At 73.9% G+C, this 17,036-nt stretch carries 16 protein-coding genes; 8 read left to right on the forward strand and 8 right to left on the reverse strand.

Annotated elements, in window-relative coordinates; translation table 11 throughout:
* Positions 1-32: 32 nt before the first annotated feature.
* Both IE316_RS13310 and mdlC read right to left on the reverse strand, forming a co-directional pair.
* Entirely contained in the window at positions 33-1,487 is a 1,455-nt protein-coding gene (locus IE316_RS13310; protein ID WP_190204475.1) for a benzaldehyde dehydrogenase, read from the reverse strand.
* Positions 1,488-1,539: 52 nt separating this feature from the next.
* Complete coding sequence (mdlC, locus tag IE316_RS13315; RefSeq protein ID WP_190204476.1) at positions 1,540-3,123, reverse strand: benzoylformate decarboxylase; 1,584 nt, start codon at positions 3,121-3,123, stop codon at positions 1,540-1,542.
* A 97-nt stretch (positions 3,124-3,220) separates the two neighbouring features.
* Here mdlC and IE316_RS13320 point away from each other — a divergent pair, with 97 nt between their 5' ends.
* Positions 3,221-4,168: a LysR family transcriptional regulator gene (locus IE316_RS13320; protein WP_190204477.1), complete on the forward strand. Its 948-nt coding sequence runs from the start codon at positions 3,221-3,223 to the stop codon at positions 4,166-4,168.
* A 164-nt stretch (positions 4,169-4,332) separates the two neighbouring features.
* A complete protein-coding gene (locus tag IE316_RS13325; protein ID WP_190204478.1) occupies positions 4,333-5,055 on the forward strand; it encodes an FAD binding domain-containing protein in 723 nt (240 codons plus the stop codon).
* 32 nt (positions 5,056-5,087) lie between these two features.
* On the opposite strand, the gene IE316_RS13330 is transcribed toward IE316_RS13325, so the two are convergent.
* Entirely contained in the window at positions 5,088-6,026 is a 939-nt protein-coding gene (locus IE316_RS13330) for a GlxA family transcriptional regulator (protein WP_190204479.1), read from the reverse strand.
* 309 nt (positions 6,027-6,335) lie between these two features.
* On the opposite strand from IE316_RS13330, the gene IE316_RS13335 reads away from it, so the two are divergent.
* On the forward strand, positions 6,336-6,758 hold the full coding sequence (locus IE316_RS13335; RefSeq protein WP_190204480.1) for a DUF6010 family protein: 423 nt from the start codon (positions 6,336-6,338) through the stop codon (positions 6,756-6,758).
* A gap of 13 nt (positions 6,759-6,771) precedes the next feature.
* Here IE316_RS13335 and IE316_RS13340 read toward each other — a convergent pair whose 3' ends face one another.
* The 3 genes from IE316_RS13340 to IE316_RS13350 form a co-directional block, all read right to left on the reverse strand.
* Positions 6,772-7,809: a medium chain dehydrogenase/reductase family protein gene (locus IE316_RS13340; protein ID WP_190204481.1), complete on the reverse strand. Its 1,038-nt coding sequence runs from the start codon at positions 7,807-7,809 to the stop codon at positions 6,772-6,774.
* Between the two features lie 158 nt (positions 7,810-7,967).
* Positions 7,968-8,474, reverse strand: coding sequence for a DUF2269 domain-containing protein (locus tag IE316_RS13345; protein WP_190204482.1), 507 nt, complete (start codon positions 8,472-8,474; stop codon positions 7,968-7,970).
* Between the two features lie 140 nt (positions 8,475-8,614).
* Complete coding sequence (locus tag IE316_RS13350) at positions 8,615-9,823, reverse strand: S8 family peptidase (RefSeq protein ID WP_190204483.1); 1,209 nt, start codon at positions 9,821-9,823, stop codon at positions 8,615-8,617.
* Between the two features lie 301 nt (positions 9,824-10,124).
* Between IE316_RS13350 and IE316_RS13355 the strand changes: the two genes are divergently transcribed.
* The 3 genes from IE316_RS13355 (at position 10,125) to IE316_RS13365 (ending at position 13,256) form a co-directional block, all read left to right on the forward strand.
* Complete coding sequence (locus IE316_RS13355; protein WP_190204484.1) at positions 10,125-11,390, forward strand: glycosyltransferase family 4 protein; 1,266 nt, start codon at positions 10,125-10,127, stop codon at positions 11,388-11,390.
* Positions 11,387-12,220, forward strand: a complete 834-nt coding sequence (locus IE316_RS13360) for a transferase (protein WP_190204485.1) — start codon at positions 11,387-11,389, stop codon at positions 12,218-12,220. Before IE316_RS13355 ends, IE316_RS13360 begins: the two co-directional genes overlap by 4 nt.
* 76 nt (positions 12,221-12,296) lie before the next feature.
* Positions 12,297-13,256, forward strand: a complete 960-nt coding sequence (locus tag IE316_RS13365) for a DUF1731 domain-containing protein (RefSeq protein WP_190204486.1) — start codon at positions 12,297-12,299, stop codon at positions 13,254-13,256.
* Positions 13,257-13,259: 3 nt separating this feature from the next.
* On the opposite strand, the gene IE316_RS13370 is transcribed toward IE316_RS13365, so the two are convergent.
* Together IE316_RS13370 and IE316_RS13375 are read right to left on the reverse strand one after the other, a co-directional pair.
* On the reverse strand, positions 13,260-13,550 hold the full coding sequence (locus IE316_RS13370; RefSeq protein ID WP_190204487.1) for a zinc-ribbon domain-containing protein: 291 nt from the start codon (positions 13,548-13,550) through the stop codon (positions 13,260-13,262).
* A gap of 100 nt (positions 13,551-13,650) precedes the next feature.
* Positions 13,651-14,073, reverse strand: coding sequence for a DUF350 domain-containing protein (locus IE316_RS13375; protein ID WP_190204488.1), 423 nt, complete (start codon positions 14,071-14,073; stop codon positions 13,651-13,653).
* 156 nt (positions 14,074-14,229) lie between these two features.
* Between IE316_RS13375 and IE316_RS13380 the strand changes: the two genes are divergently transcribed.
* Together IE316_RS13380 and katG are read left to right on the forward strand one after the other, a co-directional pair.
* Complete coding sequence (locus tag IE316_RS13380) at positions 14,230-14,667, forward strand: Fur family transcriptional regulator (protein WP_190204489.1); 438 nt, start codon at positions 14,230-14,232, stop codon at positions 14,665-14,667.
* Between the two features lie 29 nt (positions 14,668-14,696).
* Positions 14,697-16,922: a catalase/peroxidase HPI gene (gene katG, locus IE316_RS13385; protein ID WP_190204490.1), complete on the forward strand. Its 2,226-nt coding sequence runs from the start codon at positions 14,697-14,699 to the stop codon at positions 16,920-16,922.
* Positions 16,923-17,036: the final 114 nt, after the last annotated feature.

A 17,036-nucleotide genomic window follows, 5' to 3' on the forward strand; every position in this document is an offset into this window, starting at 1 on the left:
GGCGTTCCCCCTGGGGACGGGAGCGGGCGGGATCAGAACGGGTAGTCGGCGATGTCCGGGCGGACCGTGACCCACTGGGTCTCGGTGAACGCCTCGACATTGGCCGCGGCCCCGCCGAACCGTGATCCGGTGCCGGACGCCTTGACCCCGCCGAACGGCGCGTTGGGCTCGTCGTCGACGGTCTGCTGGTTGATGTGGACCTTGCCGGAGTCGACCCGGTCGGCGAGCTTCATGGCGGTGCCGACGTCGCCGAGGATGCCGACGGACAGCCCGTACTCGCAGTCGTCGACGATCTCGGCGGCCTCCTCCAGGGTGGCGAAGGAGACGACCGGGGCGACGGGCCCGAAGATCTCCTCCCGCCAGGCCGGCATGTCCGTCGTCACTCCGGTGAGCACGGTGGCCCGGTAGCAGGCGCCGTCGATCTCGCCGCCCGCGGCGACCTTCGCGCCGGCCGCGACGCTGTCGGTGACGATGCCGTGGATCCGCTCCAACTGGCGGCGGTCGATGATCGGGCCGAGCGCCACGTCCTCGCGGGCCGGGTCGCCGACCGGCAGCGCCCGGGCCTTGGCGGCGAGCGCGGCGGTGTACTCCTCGACCAGCGACTCGTGCACGATGTGCCGCCCGGTCGTCATGCAGATCTGGCCCTGGTGCAGATACGACCCGAAGGCGCCCGCGGAGGCCGCCTTCGCCACGTCGGCGCCGGGCAGCACCACCAGGGCGTTGTTCCCGCCCAGCTCCAGGTGGGCCCGCTTGAGCAGCTTGCCCGCGCGCTCGCCGATGGCCCGGCCCACCGGCGTGGACCCGGTGAAGGAGACGACCCGCACCTCGGGCGCCTCGACGACCGCCTGGCCGACCGAGCCGTCGCCCGGCAGCAGGTGCAGCACGCCCTCGGGCAGCCCGGCCTCCTCGAAGACCCGGGCGATGACCACGCCGCCGCTGACCGCGGTCCGCGGGTCCGGCTTCAGCAGCACCGCGTTGCCCAGGGCGAGCGCGGGGGCCACCGAGCGCAGCCCGAGGATGAGCGGGAAGTTGAACGGCGCTATGACGCTGACCACCCCGGCGGGGCGGCGCCGCGCCAGCGACCAGCGGGCCTCCTCGGAGGTGAGGACCTCGCCCTGCGGATGGCTGGGCAGGCCCGCGCACTCGAAGCACTCCCCGATGGCCAGCCCCACCTCGAACGCGGCCTTGGACCGCACCGAGCCGGCCTCGCGGACCAGCCACTCCTCGATCTCGGCGGCGTGCTCGGTGAACAGGTCGCCCGCGCGGCGCAGCACCGCGGCCCGCCGCTGCGGCGGGGTCGCGGCCCACTCGCGCTGGGCCTCGGCGGCGCGGGCGGCGGCGCGCCCCGCGTCCTCGGCGGTGGCCAGGCCGACCGCGCCGAGCCGGTCCCCGGTGGCCGGTTCGACCACCGGCCGGGTGGCGGTGGCGGTGCGCCAGCCGTCGCTGAGGTACTTCTCGCCCCAGACGTCGCTGTCCAGGAATGTCATCGTGTCCCTCTTCTCTGCTGCTGATGCTGATGCGGCTCATCAGCCGTTCGGGTCAGGCGGGGGTGGTGAGCGCCGTGTCCACCTGGATCAGGCGGGGCCCGTCCGGGCGTTCGGCGAGCACGGCGCGGAGTTCCCCGGCGCCGGTGACGTGCCGGGACGGCACGCCGTAGCCCTCCGCGATCCGGGTGAAGTCCAGGCCCGGGATGTCCAGTCCGGGCGCGTCCGGCACGCCGAGCAGGCCGCCGAACCAGCGCAGCGCCCCGTAGGTGCCGTTGCGCAGCAGCACCACCGTCAGCGGCAGGCGGTGCTGGGCGGCGGTCCACAGCGCGGTGATGCCGTAGTTGGCCGAGCCGTCCCCGATCACCCCGACGACGGGCCGGTCCGGGTGGCCCATCGCGACCCCGACCGCGCCGGGCAGCCCGAACCCGAGCCCCCCGGCCGCCGGGAAGTAGTACGAGCCGGGGCGGCGCAGGTCCATCTGGCGCCACCAGGCGGAGTTCGTCGACGTCGACTCCACGACGTACGCGGTGTCCTCGGGCTGCTCGTCGCGGAGCGCGGCGAACACCTCCTCGGGGTGCAGCCGGTCCCCGTCGCCGGCGGTCCGCGGCTCGGGCACCGGCCGGTAGGGGGTGCCGGAGGTGGCGGCGCCGTCGAGGACCTTGAGCAGGTGTTCGACCACGGCCGCGGGGTCGGCGACCAGGGCCTCGCCCATCGGGGCCCGCGCGGCGGCGGAGGCGTCCTCGGTGACCTGGACCAGCCGGGTGCCCTCGGGCAGGTACCGGCCGGGGAGGTGCTCGTGGTAGCGGAACACCGGGGCGCCCAGCACCAGCACCAGGTCATGGCCCTCGAACGCCGCCGAAACGGGCGCGATCCCGGCGGGCAGCACCCCCCGGAACAGCGGGTGCCGGTTGGGGAAGGGCAGCCGGAACAGCGAGGGCGCCGCCCACACCGGGCAGTCCAGGCGCTCCGCGAGGCGCACGGCGTCGTCGAACAGGCCGGGGGTGTCCACGTCACCGCCCAGCACCAGCGCGGGACGCCGGGCGGCGGCGACCCGCTCGGCGAGCCGCCGGCCCTGCTCGGCGTCCGGCACCCCGGCCCGCGCCACCTCCCGGTCGAGCACCGCGAGGCTGTTGTCGCCGGCCTCGGCGGCCCAGTCGTCGTAGGGGACGGAGAGATAGGTGGGCCGCCGCTGCAGCCGGGCCTCGAACACGGCCTGCGCCAGCGCCCGCGGCACATCCTCGGCGCAGGCCGGCTCCGCCGCCCAGCCGACCAGGGGCTTCATCAGCGTCGCCGCGTCCACGCTGGCCAGGTTGGCCTCCGGACCCACCGCGGAGCGCACCTGCTGCCCGGCCACCACCACCAGCGGGGTGCGCGAGGCGACCGCGTTGGTCAGCGCGCCCATCGCGTTGCCGGAACCGGAGGCGGCGTGCAGGTTGACCAGCACCGGTCGGCCGGTCGCCTGGGCGTACCCGTCGGCCATGCCGACCACCGCCCCCTCGTGCAGCCCGAGGACGTAGCGGAATCCGTCCGGCAGACCGGCGAGGAAGGGCAGTTCGTTGGAGCCGGGGTTCCCGAAGACGGTGGTGAGCCCCTGACGTTCCAGGAAGGCATGGGCGACGCGACGCACGGAGGGCACGGGTGGTTCCTTTCGCAGTGAAGCGGAACACACGCTAGGCAGGCCGCGACATGGCCACCAATAAACATTTCGGTAGCCCGATATAGAGTGCCTCTATATGAAGACCTTCGACCTCAACCTCGCCCGGGTCTTCGTGCTGCTGTACGAGACCGGCAGCGTCACGGCCACCGCCGAGACCCTCCACGTCACCCAGCCCACCGTCAGCTACAGCCTCGGCAAGCTCCGCCGGCACTTCGGCGACGAACTGTTCCGGCGCACCGGACGCGGGCTGGCGCCGACCGCGGGCGCCCGCCGCCTGTACGAACCGCTGCGCCGCGCGCTCGCCGAGATCGACGGCACGGTCCGGCAGGCCGACGACTTCGACCCGCGGGCGATGACCGCCCTGTTCACCATCGCCCTGTCCGACCTCGGCGAGGCCACGCTGCTGCCGCGGCTGCTGGTGGCGGCGCGCGAGCGGGCGCCCGGGGTGTCGTTCACCGTGCGCTCCTTCGACGTGGAGGCCGCCGAGGGCCAGTTGCGCCGCGGCGACCTCGACGTGTTCGTCGCCACCCCGGTGCTCACCTCGCACCGGACGGTGCGCATCCCGCTCTTCCAGGAGCGGTACGTCGGCATGGTCGCGGCCGACCACCCCCGGGTGCGGGGCGCCTCGGTCACCCTGGCGGAACTCGCCGCCGAGCACCACGCCACGGTGTTCGGACCCAGCGGGCACGTGGCCCCGCGCGCGCTGCTGGCCGCGCACGGCCTGCTGGACCGGGTGGTGGTGGACGCCACCCGGTTCTCGATGCTGCCGTACCTGCTGGAGCAGACCGACCTGATCGCGATAGTCCCCGAGTACGTCGGTGAGGTCTTCACCGCCTCCCACCGGCTGCGGCTGGTCCAACTGCCCTTCGAGACCGAGCCGATCGAGATCGCCCTGTACGCGCGGCACGAGTACTCCCGCAGCCCCTCGCAGCGGTGGCTGGTCCGCTTCATGGCCGAGGTCCTCGGCGAGCGTCTCAGCCCGGCCCAGCTCCCGCCGCACGGAGACCCCACGGCACTGCTGTGACACCCGTACCGGGCCAGGGGGTTGGCGCGTCCGGGAGCGCACGGACCGACGGTGTGAGCCCTGTACGCGCCCCCGCGTGCGCGGGCAGAATGCGCGGTGCCCCGCGACCACCCGGCTGAGGTGCACCCCCGTCACCGCGTCCCGAGGAAGGCAGGTCGGCTGCCGTGCTGTTGCGTCTGCCCACGTCCGTGTCCGAGGCCCGGCAGCACCTCGCCGAAGGGGCGGTGCCCGTCGGCGGGGCGACCCTCGTCTGGGCCGCCTGGCAGCGGGACGGCTTCCCCGACCTGGCGATGTCGCTGCGGAACCTGCCCGAGGCCAACGAGATAGGACGGGAGCGGCTCGGCGCGGCCGTCCTGCTGCACCGGATCGACGACCGGGTGCCCGAGGTGCTGCACCGCGCCGCCGCCGGCGTCGGCACCGGCGCGGTCCGCCGCGCCGCCACGGTCGGCGGCAACATCGTCGGCAGCACCCTGCGCTGCCTGCTGCCCGCCGCACTGGTCCTCGACGCCCGCGCCACGGTGCTCGGCCAGGACGGTGTGCACGACGTCGACCTGGTCGAACTCATCGCCAAACGGCCCCTGTTGCTCTCCCTGAGCTGGCGGGCGCCGCTCGCCAGCGGCTACCGCAAGCTGCCCGCCGAAGCGGGCGGCCCGCCGCCGCTGGTGGTCGCCGCCGCGGTCGGCACCGACGAGGACGGGCACCGGCGGCTCCGGGTCGCCGTCCGGGACGGCTACGAGGTGCTCAGCGAGGACACCGACGGCACCGCCGACCCCGCGCGGGCCGTCGACGCCCTGACCCGCACGGCCCTCGGCTCCCTGCCCCCCGAGGCCCGGGAGGTCGTCCGCGAGCAGGTCACCGACGTCCTGGACCGCGCCGCCGGTCACTGACCCCCCGCACGCCGGGCCCCGGGCCGGCCGCGTCAGCCGAAGCTGCGGCGGTAGGTGTGGGGGCTGACGCCGGTGGTGCGTTTGAACCGGTCCCGGAAGGCGGTGGGGGAGCCGAACCCGACCTGGGCGGCGATGCGTTCCACGGGGTGCCGGGTGGTCTCCAGCAGGTGCTGCGCCTGCCGGACGCGGGCCCGGTGCAGCCACTGGAGCGGGGTGGTGCCGGTCTGTTCGCGAAAGCGCCGGATCAGGGTGCGGGTGCTGGTCCCGGCGCGGGCGGCGATGTCGGCGAGGCTGAGGTCGCGGCCGAGGTTCTCCTGCAGCCAGGTCAGCAGCGGCTCCAGGGTGGACCCCTGGGGCGTGGGCGCGTGGTAGTGGACGATGAACTGGGCCTGCCCGCCCTCCCGTTCGAGCGGCATGACGGAGAGCCGGGCGGCGTGGGCGGCGACGGCCGACCCGTAGTCGCGGCGGATCATGTGCAGGCACAGGTCCAGTCCCGCGGCGGCCCCGGCCGAGGTGAGGAACTGCCCGTTGTCCACGTAGAGCACGGCCGGGTCGACCTCGACCTCCGGGTGGGCCCCGGCCAGGAGGTCGGCGGCGATCCAGTGGGTGGTGGCGCGCAGCCCGTCGAGGAGCCCGGTGGCGGCCAGCGGGAAGGTGCCCGAGCAGATGGAGGCGATCCGGGTGCCGGCCGCGGCGGCGGTGCGCAGCGCGTCCCGGACGGCCGGCGGCAGCGGCGCCGCGGGCGCGGCCGTCCCCGGCACGATGATCGTGTCCGCCCCCTGGAGACCCTCCAGGCCCCAGGGCGCGCGCAGGGTGAAGGCACCCGCGTCGACCTCGGGCCGTTCGGCGCAGACCCGGATCTGGTAGCCGGGCCGGCCGTCCGGGAGCCGGGTCCGGGTGAAGACCTCGATCGGCGTGGACAGGTCGAACGGGATCACCTGGTCCAGCGCGAGTACGGCGACGGTGTGCATGACCGGAAACTACCGTGCCGCCGGGCCCCCGAGGCCCCCCGGGCGGCCGGAAGTGCCCTTCCTCACCGGCCCGTAGGCGACGCCGAAGGTCCTGTCACTTTTCCGGCGGAAGGTGTCGCTCACGCCACTGGGAGGCGGGCCGGTGGACGCATACCGTCGGGGCGTGCCCGGCCGGCGCCGACCCCTCTGCCCGTACGCGAAGGAAGCAAGGAAGCACATGCGTGCCCCGATCGTCCCGTCCGGCGGCCTCGACCCGCTCGACGCCGCCGCCCCCCGCCGAGCCGCCGCGCCCGTGGAGGCGGTCCGGTCATGACCTACCTGTCACCGATCGTCGTCGGCCTGGTCTACGCCGTCCTGATGTCCCTGCTGCGCGAACCCCACCGGCGCCGGTTCAACGCCGTCATGGTGGCCGGGGCGGGCGCCGCCTATCTCAGCGGCGGAGGCTTCGGCGGATGGGAGTTCCCGGTCACCGCCCTCATCACCTATGTCGCCTACCGGGGCCTGGAGTCCTGGACCTTCATCGGCCTGGCCTGGCTGCTGCACACCGCCTGGGACCTGGTCCACCACTTCAAGGGCAACCCGATCATGCCCTTCTACCACGGCTCCTCGATGGCCTGTGCCGTCTGCGACCCGGTCATCGCGCTGTGGTGCTTCCGCGGCGGCCCCTCGCTCATCGCCCTCGTCCGCGACCGCGGGCGGCGGCCCCGCGCGGCCGGACGGGGCGCGTCCTGACCGGTGGCGGCCCTCACCCGACGGCCGGGGCGCCGGGCGCGAGGACCACCTTGCCGACCACGGCACCGGACTCGGCGTACCGCAGGGCCTCGGCGGCCTGGGTGAGCGGGTAGACCCGGTCGATCCGGGCGGTGACGGTGCCGTCCCGGAGCAGGGCGAAGACCCGGGTGAGGTCCTCGCGCAACTCGGCGCGGTAGGCGTCGGGACGGCGCGCACGGCCCGCCCACAGGTTGAAGAAGTGCGCGGAGCGGCCGTTGGGCAGCGCGTTCCACAGCATCAGCCGGGCGACCAGCTTCAGCACCGGCAGCGCGCCGTTGCCCGGCTGGTCCCGGGTGGCGGCGCTGCCGTACGACACGAGGGTGCCGCCGGGGGCGAGCATCCGCCAGGAGTCCTCGATGCCCTTGCCGCCGACGTGGTCGAAGACGGCGGCCACCCCGCCGGGCGCCAGTTCCCGGACCCGGGCCGGGACGTCCCCGCGGTAGTCGACGGGTACGGCGCCCATGGCCCGGACGGCTTCCTGGTTGCGGGCGGAGGCGGTGCCGATGACCTGCACGCCGTGCGCCCGGGCCAACTGCACCAGGACGCTGCCGACCCCGCCGTTGGCGCCGTGCACGACGACGGTGTCGCCGGGGCGGACCCGGGCCGTGCGGTGCAGCATGCGCCAGGCCGTCGCGCCGTTGGTCACCATCGTCTCGGCCTCGGCGGCGTCCACTCCGTCGGGCACCGGCACCAGGTCGGCGGCGTCCAGCAGCGCGTACTCGGCCCAGCCGCCGGTCTTGGTGAGCGCGGCGACCCGCTGTCCGGGGGCGAGTCCCGGCACCGGGGAGCCGAGGGCCTCGACGGTGCCGACGAGGTCGTAGCCGGGGACGAAGGGGAACGCCGGCATGTCGTAGTACTTGCCCCGGCGCATCTGCTGCTCCGCGAAGGTGACACCGCTGGCCTCGATCCGCACGAGCGCCTGACCGGGCCCGGGCGCGGGCAGGTCACGGACCCGGACCTCCAGGCTCTCGGGCTCGCCGACGCCCGGCAGCACGATCTCGGTGGTACGCATGACGATCTCCTTCGTCGGTCGATGCCGAGTGATCAGTGGTTGACCACTCACTCTGAAGGTCCGAGAGAGGGCGGCCGTCGGACTCCAGGGGAATCGTCGGACCGCCCGTCGTTCGGACTCTCCATTGATGTGTAGTCAACCACTCACACTCTCGCCGGTCAAGCGGGGCGCCGCCGGGGCCGTCGGCCGCGCCGCGTCGGGCCCCAGGGCTTCAGTACGGAGATCACCGTCATGAACACATACGCGGACAGCGAGACGACCGGCCCCATCAGCACGTCCCCCCGGTCGGGCAGCGCCCCCTCGGCGGTGACACCGGCCACCGCCGCGTGCACCGCCGGGCGCAGCACCAGGGCGGTCGCGGTGACCGTGGCCAGCGTCAGCCAGAACTTGACGTACACCCACCGGTGCCGGGCCAGCCCCCACGGCGTGCCCAGCGACAGCACCAGCCCGCTCGCCAGGGTGAGGAACGCGACCGGCAGCAGCAGCCAGTCCGCGAACACCCGCATCCCCCGCACGGCCGCCTCCGTCCCCGCCGCCGACCCGCTCCCGGCGGCGGCGATCCCGAGGGCCAGCAGCCCGAGGGTGACCCCGACCCAGCTCCCGGACGCCACCACGTGCACGACCAGGACGCCCCGCCGCCGGCCCCGCGTCAACTTCGTCTCCATGCGTGCCACCCTGCCGCCGCCCGGCCCCGGGGGCGTCCCGCGCGGGGAGTAACCCGGCGTACTGGCGTCGGCGTACACGCACCACCGTGCCCCGGAGCACCGACGGCTCCGGGGCACGGTGGCGAGGTCGCGCGGGGGTGTTACGGGACGATCTTCAGGAGGCGGTTCGGGGAGCCGCTGCCGGGGTTGGTGACCTTGCCGGTGGTGGCGCCCGCGGTCAGCGCCGAGGCGACCTGGGCGGGGGTGGCGGAGGTGTGGTTCGCGAGGTAGACCGCCGCCGCGCCCGCGACGTGCGGGGTGGCCATCGACGTACCGGAGATGGTGTTGGTCGCCGTGTCGCTGGTGTACCAGCCGGCCGTGATGGAGGAGCCGGGGGCGAAGATGTCCAGGACGGAGCCGTAGTTGGAGTAGCTGGCGCGGGCGTCCGTGCTGGTGGTGGCGCCCACGGTGATGGCCTCGGTGACCCGGGCGGGGGAGGACGTGGAGGCGCTGGTGGAGCTGTTGCCCGCGGCGACGGCGTACGTCACACCGCTGGCGATGGAGTTGCGGACGGCCGTGTCCAGGGTGGTGGAGACGCCGCCGCCCAGGGACATGTTGGCGACCGAGGGGCCGGAGTGGTTGGCGGTCACCCAGTCGATGCCCGCGATGACACCGGCCGTGGTGCCCGAGCCGCTGTTGTTCAGCACCCGCACCGCCACGATCTTCGCCTTCTTGGCGACGCCGTACGTCGTCCCCGCGATCGTCGTGGCCACATGGGTGCCGTGGCCGTTGCCGTCGGAGGCGACGGTGTCACCGTCGACCGCGTCGTAGCCGTAGGAGGCGCGGCCGCTGATCTGCGAGTGGGTGATGCGCACGCCGGTGTCGATGACGTACGCCGTCACCCCGCTGCCCGCGCTGTCCGGGTAGGTGTACGTCCCGGACAGCGGCAGGGAGGTCTGGTCGATGCGGTCCAGGCCCCAGGGCGCGTTGGTCTGCGTGGTGTCGGTGAGCCGGACGCGCTGGTCCTGCTCGACCGAGGCCACCGACGGGTCGGCGGCCAGGCGTCTGGCCTCGGCGGCGGAGAGGGTGGCGGTGTAGCCGTTCAGGGCACTGCCGAACGTCTTCTTCACCGTGCCGCCGTACTCCCGCACCAGGTTCTTGCCGGCGGCGGAGGACGCCTTGAGGCCCGCGCCCTTCTTGAGGGTCACGATGTAGCTGTCCTTGACCGCGGTGGGGGAGCCGGCGGCGATCACGGTGCCCTCGGCCGGGGCGGCCTGGGCGGGTATCGCGGTGAGCCCGCCGGTGAGGGCGGCGGCCGCCGCGCCGGCGATCGCGGCGAACCGTATCTTCTTGCTCAGCAGTGGTGCCATACGAGGGAGTCCTCCTCTAGGCAGCGCGCGCCTGGGTGGGGGCGCGCGGCTGTGGGGGGTGTGCGCGGGCTCGCGCACACGGCCCGCGGACGTCGCGTTCCGCCCCGGGCCGTGGAACAGCGTCGACCAACTACGCGCGTAGGACAAGAGGTTGAACGCATGTCAACGAACCTGTCATGTGCACGAAACGTCGACGGTGTGCCGTCCGGCCACCGGACGGCCGGAAACACGAGGTGAACACCGCGACCACGAAGTGATAACGGCGGACAACCGAACCGCGCGGCCCCGGGTCTAGTCCCGCATGAAGATCTCTTTCCTCCTGCACAACGCGTACGGGATCGGAGGCACGATCACCACGACGTTCAACCTGGCCCAGGCGCTGGCCCGGCGGCACACCGTGGAGATCGTCTCCGTGCTCCGGCACCGGGAGCGCCCGCACTTCGCCCTCGACCCCCGGGTGGCCCTCCGGCCGCTGGTGGACCTCCGGCAGGAGAAGGAGCACCCGCTGCACCTGCGGCCCGCCCAGGTGTTCCCGGCCGCCGAGTACCGCTACGAGCAGTACAGCGAGCTGACCGACCAGCGGATCGGGGCCTGTCTGGAGGCGATCGACGCCGACGTGGTGGTGGGCACCCGCCCCGGACTCAACGTCCACCTCGCCCTCCAGGCGCCGGCGCACGTCGCCCGGGTCGGCCAGGAGCACCTCACCCTGGACAACCACCCCCCGCGCCTGCGCACCGCGCTGCGCCGGGCCTACCGGCGGCTCGACGTGCTCACCACGGTCACCGAGGCCGACGCGGACGCCTACCGCCGCAAGATGCGGCTGCCCGGTGTCCGGATCGAGGCCCTGCCCAACAGCGTCCCCGACCCGGTGCTGCCGCCCGCCGACGGCACCGCCAAGGTCGTCGTCGCGGCCGGCCGGCTGGTCCCCGTCAAGCGCTACGACCTGATCATCGAGGCGTTCGCCCGGGTCGCCGCCGAACACCCCGACTGGCAGCTCCGCATCTACGGCAAGGGCGAGGAGCACGACCGGCTGCGCGCCCTCGTCCTCCGGCTCGGCCTCAGCGACAACGTTCTCCTCATGGGCCCCGCCGCCCCCATGGAGGCGGAGTGGGTCAAGGGCTCGATCGGCGCCGCCGCCTCCAACTTCGAACCGTTCGGGATGACCCTGGTGGAGGCCATGCGGTGCGGGCTGCCGGTGGTGAGCACCGACTGCCCCTACGGCCCCGGCGAGATCATCCAGGACGGTGTCGACGGCCGCCTCGTGCCGGTCGGCGACACCGCCGCCTTCGGCGCGGCCCTGCTGGAACTGGTCCGCGACGACGAACGGCGCCGGCGCATGGGCCGGGCGGCCGTCGAGAACGCCCGCCGCTTCGCCCCCGGCCCCGTCCTCGAACAGGCCGAGCGCCTGCTGGAACGGGCCGTCGCCGCCCGCCGGGCCGGGCGCCCCGCCGCCGAGGACCGCGACCCGGTGCGCCGGGTCCTCGTGGGCCAGGGCTTCGCCGCCCGCGACGCCGTCCACGCCACGGGCAGCCACGCCCTGCGCACGCTCCGGAGGGGACGCCGATGAGCACGGACCAGGACATCGAACCCCGCGTCGACTGCACGGTGGACGCGGACGGCCGTACCGTCTTCGGCGTCCACCCGGCCCCGGCCGCCCCGCGGGCCCGGCTCCTCCTCGCACTGCGCCCGGCGAAGGACGAGCCCGAGCGGACCACCCGCCTCCTCGACCTCGGCCCGGCCGACGGCACGCACCGCCGCACCGCCGTCCTGCCGGTGGAGCAGCGGCTCCCCGAGGGCCGGTGGGACCTGTACCTGCTCCCGGAACCGGACGGCGAGCGGCAGCGGCTGCGCGCCGGACCGCGCGACCTGCGCGCCCTGGTGGACGGCGCCGCCCGGGACCGGTCCGCGCCGGTCGCCGCCCGTGTCCCGTACGTCACCAAGGGCGGCTTCCTCGCCCTGCGGACCTGGCTGCGCGACGCGCACGCCGAGGCCGGCCGCATCACCCTGGCGGACGGGACGCTGACCGCCCGACTCCGCCTGCACGGCGCCGAGTCGGGACCCCGGCCCGGGGTATGGCTGCGGCTGCGCGGCCGGGCCGGGACCGAACTGGCCGCCGAGGTCCGGGTGGCCGCCGACCACCGGGACCTGTCCTTCACCGCCTCCCTCGCCGACCTCGCCGCACCGGCCGCCGCGGCCCGCTCCGGACGGTGCATCTGGGACGTCTTCGTGCGCCCCGGCGGGGCGGTACCGCCGGTCCGGGTCAGCCGGTTCCTCGACGACCTGGCCGACCGCAAGGACATCCAGGTCTACCCGGAGGTCCCGGTCGGCGAGGCCCTCGTACGCCCCTACTACACGGTCGACAACGACCTGTCCGTGGTGGTGACCCGCACCGGCTGACCCCTGCCCCGGCCCGCTTTTGAACAAGTTCAAAAACCTGCGCTAGGCTCCCCTTACACGAAGAGGGGGAGGCCCCATGAAGATCGTGATGCCCGGGGGTACCGGGCAGGTGGGCCGGGTCCTGGAGCGGGCGTTCACGGCCGCCGGACACGACGTCGTCGTCCTGACCCGGCGGCCGTCGGGCCCGGGCCAGGTGTACTGGGACGGCGAGACGCCCGGCCCCTGGACGGACGCCGTCGACGGCAGCGACGTGGTGGTCAACCTGGCCGGGCGGAGCGTCAACTGCCGTTACACACCGGCCAATCTGCGGGCGATGATGGACTCGCGGGTCCGCTCCACCCGCGCGGTGGGCGAAGCCGTCGCCGCCGCCGCGCGACCGCCCCGGGTCTGGCTCCAGATGAGCACCGCCACCGTCTACGCCCACCGCTTCGACGCCGCCCACGACGAGGCGACCGGCGTGCTCGGCGGCAAGGAACCCGGCGTCCCCGGCTACTGGTCGTACAGCGTGGACATCGCCACCGCCTGGGAGCGCGCCCTGGCGGAGGCGCCGACCCCGCGCACCCGCAAGGTCGCGCTGCGCTCGGCGATGGTGATGAGCCCCGACCGGGGCGGGGTCTTCGACGTCCTGTCCCGGCTCGCGCGCACCGGCCTCGGCGGCCCGGTCGCGGGCGGCGCCCAGTACGTGTCCTGGGTGCACGAGACGGACTTCGTACGCGCCGCCGGGTTCCTGATCGACCGGGAGGACCTCAGCGGGCCGGTCAACGTGGCCGCGCCCGCGCCGCTGCCCCAGCGGGCCTTCATGCGGGAGCTGCGCGCCGCCTGGGGGATGCCCATCGGCCTGCCCGCCACCCGGTGGATGGCGGAGATCGGCGCGTTCGTCCTGCGGTCCGACACCGAGCTGCTGCTCAAGAGCCGCCGCGTGGTGCCCGGCCGGCTCCTCGACGCGGGCTTCACCTTCGACCGGCCCGCCTGGCCGGGGGCCGCCGCCGACCTCGTACGGCGCTCCCGCGCCCGCGCCCGGGGCCGGGCGGCCTGACGGTCAGGGCCGGTACTGCTGCTGCGGGGACTGCCCGGACACCTGGCCGCCGGGGCCGTCCTGGGCCTGCGCCCGGAGCTGCTCGGCCTGCTCCTTGGTCACCTTCTGCTCGGCGCCGCAGAAGGTGCACTGGGTCGAGTACGACGTCGAGAACGGGAACAGCGGTACGAAGAACAGCGTGAACTTCGTGACGCGCTTGCGGAGCGTGTGCGCGGCGGGATTGCCGCAGTGGCCGCACACCAGCGTCAGTATCGCCAGTTGGTACAGGTAGCCCTTGGTGCCAAAGATGATCATGCCGGTCCTTCCCCGGGAGGGTGCCCTGCCGCCAGGGTGCCAGACGAGTGCCCGGCGTGCCGCGCGAGATGCACCGCCGGCCGGGCGGCGGCCGGCCGGGTCAGGCGATGGACGCCGAGATCACCGCGGACACCGCGAGGTTGCAGGACGCCGTCACCCACACCGCGGGGTGCGGCTCCGGGTCCACCAGCGTCTCGCCCAGCCTCCCCGGCGTGAGCACGTCCACCACCAGGAACGCCACGGCCATCATCACCAGCCCCAGCAGCCCGAACGACGCCGTGGACACCAGCCCCTTGCCGAAGTCGTCGTACGTCGTCCAGATCGAGGTGAACACCACGCCGCCGACGCCGAGCAGCGCGGAGCTGAGCACCAGCGCCGCGTTGCGGTTGCGCTGCTCCCATATCTGCCGGCCGAGCTTCCCCGGGGTCAGCACGTCGACCAGGACGATACCGAGGACCAGCAGGACCAGACCGAGCGCGCCGTAGGCGGTGGCCCGGCCGAGTCCGTTGACGATGTCGCTCATGGGGGTGCCGGCTCCGTAGGTGAGGGATCGGGAAACGACCGCGGGCGGTCAAGGCGATGCAAAATGTAGCGCACCGCCTGCGACACCCTGTTCGTCACCTGACTTGAACCGTTCGTTCTCTTTAACTGTTCGTGTTTCCGGCGTAGTTTCACCGCCATGACCGCTCCCCGGCCACCCACGCCCGCCGAGGAACTGCGCGGCGCCGGCCTGCGGGTGACGGCGGCCCGCGTCGCGCTGCTGGAGACCGTCCGGCGCGGCGGTCACCTCGATGTCGAGGCCATCGCCGCCGGGGTGCGCGAGCGCGTGGGCCACATCTCCCTGCCGGCCGTCTACGAGGCGCTGCACGCGCTGACCGCGGCCGGACTGGTCCGCCGGATCGAACCCGCCGGCAGCCCCGCCCGGTTCGAGGGGCGGGTCGGCGACAACCACCACCACGTCGTCTGCCGGTCCTGCGGCGCGGTGGCCGACGTCGACTGCGCGATCGGCCACGCGCCCTGCCTGGCCGCCTCGCAGGACCACGGTTTCACGATCGACGAGGCCGAGGTCACCTACTGGGGCCTGTGCCCCGACTGTTCCGCCAGCACACGTTCCTGAGCACCGAGATCCACCCCGGAAGGACGCCCATGACCGAGAACCACGACGCGATCGTGACCGATGCGAAGACCGAGGGCGAAGGAGGCTGCCCGGTCGCGCACGCACGTGCCCCGCACCCGACGCAGGGCGGCGGGAACCGCCAGTGGTGGCCGGAGCGCCTCAACCTCAAGATCCTCGCGAAGAACCCGCCGGCGGCCAACCCGCTGGGCGCGGACTTCGACTACGCCGAGGCGTTCGGCAGGCTCGACCTGCCGGCCGTGAAACGGGACATCGCCGAGGTGCTGACCACGCCGCAGGACTGGTGGCCGGCCGACTTCGGCCACTACGGGCCGCTGATCGTCCGGATGGCCTGGCACAGCGCGGGCACCTACCGCATCAGCGACGGCCGCGGCGGCGCCGGCGCCGGCCAGCAGCGCTTCGCCCCGCTGAACAGTTGGCCGGACAACGCCAACCTCGACAAGGCCCGCCGGCTGCTGTGGCCGGTGAAGAAGAAGTACGGCCAGAGCCTGTCCTGGGCCGACCTGCTGATCCTCGCGGGCAATGTCGCCCTGGAGTCGATGGGCGTGAAGACCTTCGGCTTCGGCGGCGGACGCGAGGACGTCTGGGAGCCCGAGGAGGACGTGTACTGGGGCCCCGAGACCACCTGGCTCGACGACCAGCGCTACACCGGCGACCGCGAGCTGGAGAACCCGCTCGGCGCCGTCCAGATGGGCCTGATCTACGTCAACCCCGAGGGCCCCAACGGCAACCCGGACCCGCTGGCCGCCGCCCGTGACATCCGCGAGACCTTCGCCCGGATGGCGATGAACGACGAGGAGACCGTCGCCCTCATCGCCGGCGGCCACACCTTCGGCAAGACCCACGGCGCCGGCCCGGCGGACGCCGTCGGCCCCGACCCCGAGGCCGCCCCGCTTCAGGAGCAGGGCCTGGGCTGGCGCAGCGGCCACGGCACCGGCAAGGGCGCGGACACCATCACCTCCGGCCTGGAGGTCACCTGGACCTCCACGCCCACCCGGTGGAGCAACGGCTTCTTCGACAACCTCTTCGGCTACGAGTGGGAGCTGACCCGCAGCCCCGCGGGCGCCCACCAGTGGAAGCCGAAGGACGGCGCCGGCGAGGGCACCGTGCCGCACGCCCACGACGCGACGAAGAAGATCGCGCCGAACATGCTCACCACCGACCTGGCGCTGCGCTTCGACCCGATCTACGAGCCGATCTCCCGCCGCTTCCACGAGAACCCGGAGGAGTTCCAGGAGGCGTTCGCCCGCGCCTGGTACAAGCTGACCCACCGTGACATGGGCCCGAAGTCGCTGTTCCTGGGTCCGGAGGTGCCCGAGGAGACGCTGCTGTGGCAGGACCCGCTGCCGGAGCCGCAGGGCGAGCCGATCGGCGCCGCCGACATCCAGGTCCTCAAGGCGAAGATCCTCGACTCCGGGCTGTCCGTCTCCGACCTGGTCTTCACCGCCTGGGCCTCGGCGTCCACGTTCCGCGGCAGCGACAAGCGCGGCGGTGCCAACGGCGCCCGGATCCGCCTGGAGCCGCAGCGCACCTGGGAGGTCAACGACCCCGACCGCCTCGCCGCGGTCCTGTCCGCCCTGGAGGGCGTCCAGCGGGACTTCGGCGCCGGCGGCGCCCGGCAGGTCTCGCTGGCCGACCTGATCGTCCTCGGTGGCTGCGCCGCCGTGGAACGCGCCGCCAAGGAGGCCGGGTTCGCCGTCGAGGTGCCGTTCACGCCGGGCCGGGTGGACGCCACGCTGGAGCACACCGACGTGGAGTCGTTCGCCGCGCTGGAGCCCACCGCCGACGGGTTCCGCAACTACCTCGGCAAGGGCAGCCGGCTGCCCGCCGAGTACCTGCTGCTGGACCGCGCCAACCTGCTGACGCTGAGCGCCCCCGAGATGACGGTCCTGGTCGGCGGTCTGCGCGTGCTCGGCGCCAACCACCAGCGGTCCCAGCTCGGCGTCCTCACCACCACCCCGGGCTCGCTCACCAACGACTTCTTCGTCAACCTGCTCGACCTGGGCACCACCTGGCGGGCGACCACCGAGGACCAGACCGTCTTCGAGGGCCGGGACGCCGCCACCGGCGAGGTCAAGTGGGCGGGCAGCCGCGCCGACCTCGTCTTCGGCTCCAACTCCGAACTGCGCGCCCTCGCCGAGGTGTACGCCAGTGACGACGCCAAGGAGAAGTTCGTCCGCGACTTCGTCGCCGCCTGGGACAAGGTCATGAACCTGGACCGGTTCGACCTGGCCTGATCCCCGCCGGCCCGCCCCCGGCCCGGTCCGGCCGGGGGCGTACTTCAACACTTCCTTGAGTCGTTGCGGTACGCCCCCGGCCCGCGCGACAGTTTCCCCGCACGGTGCGCGGCA

It is taken from the genome of Streptomyces fumanus, from assembly GCF_014655295.1.
Lineage (GTDB): Bacteria > Actinomycetota > Actinomycetes > Streptomycetales > Streptomycetaceae > Streptomyces > Streptomyces fumanus.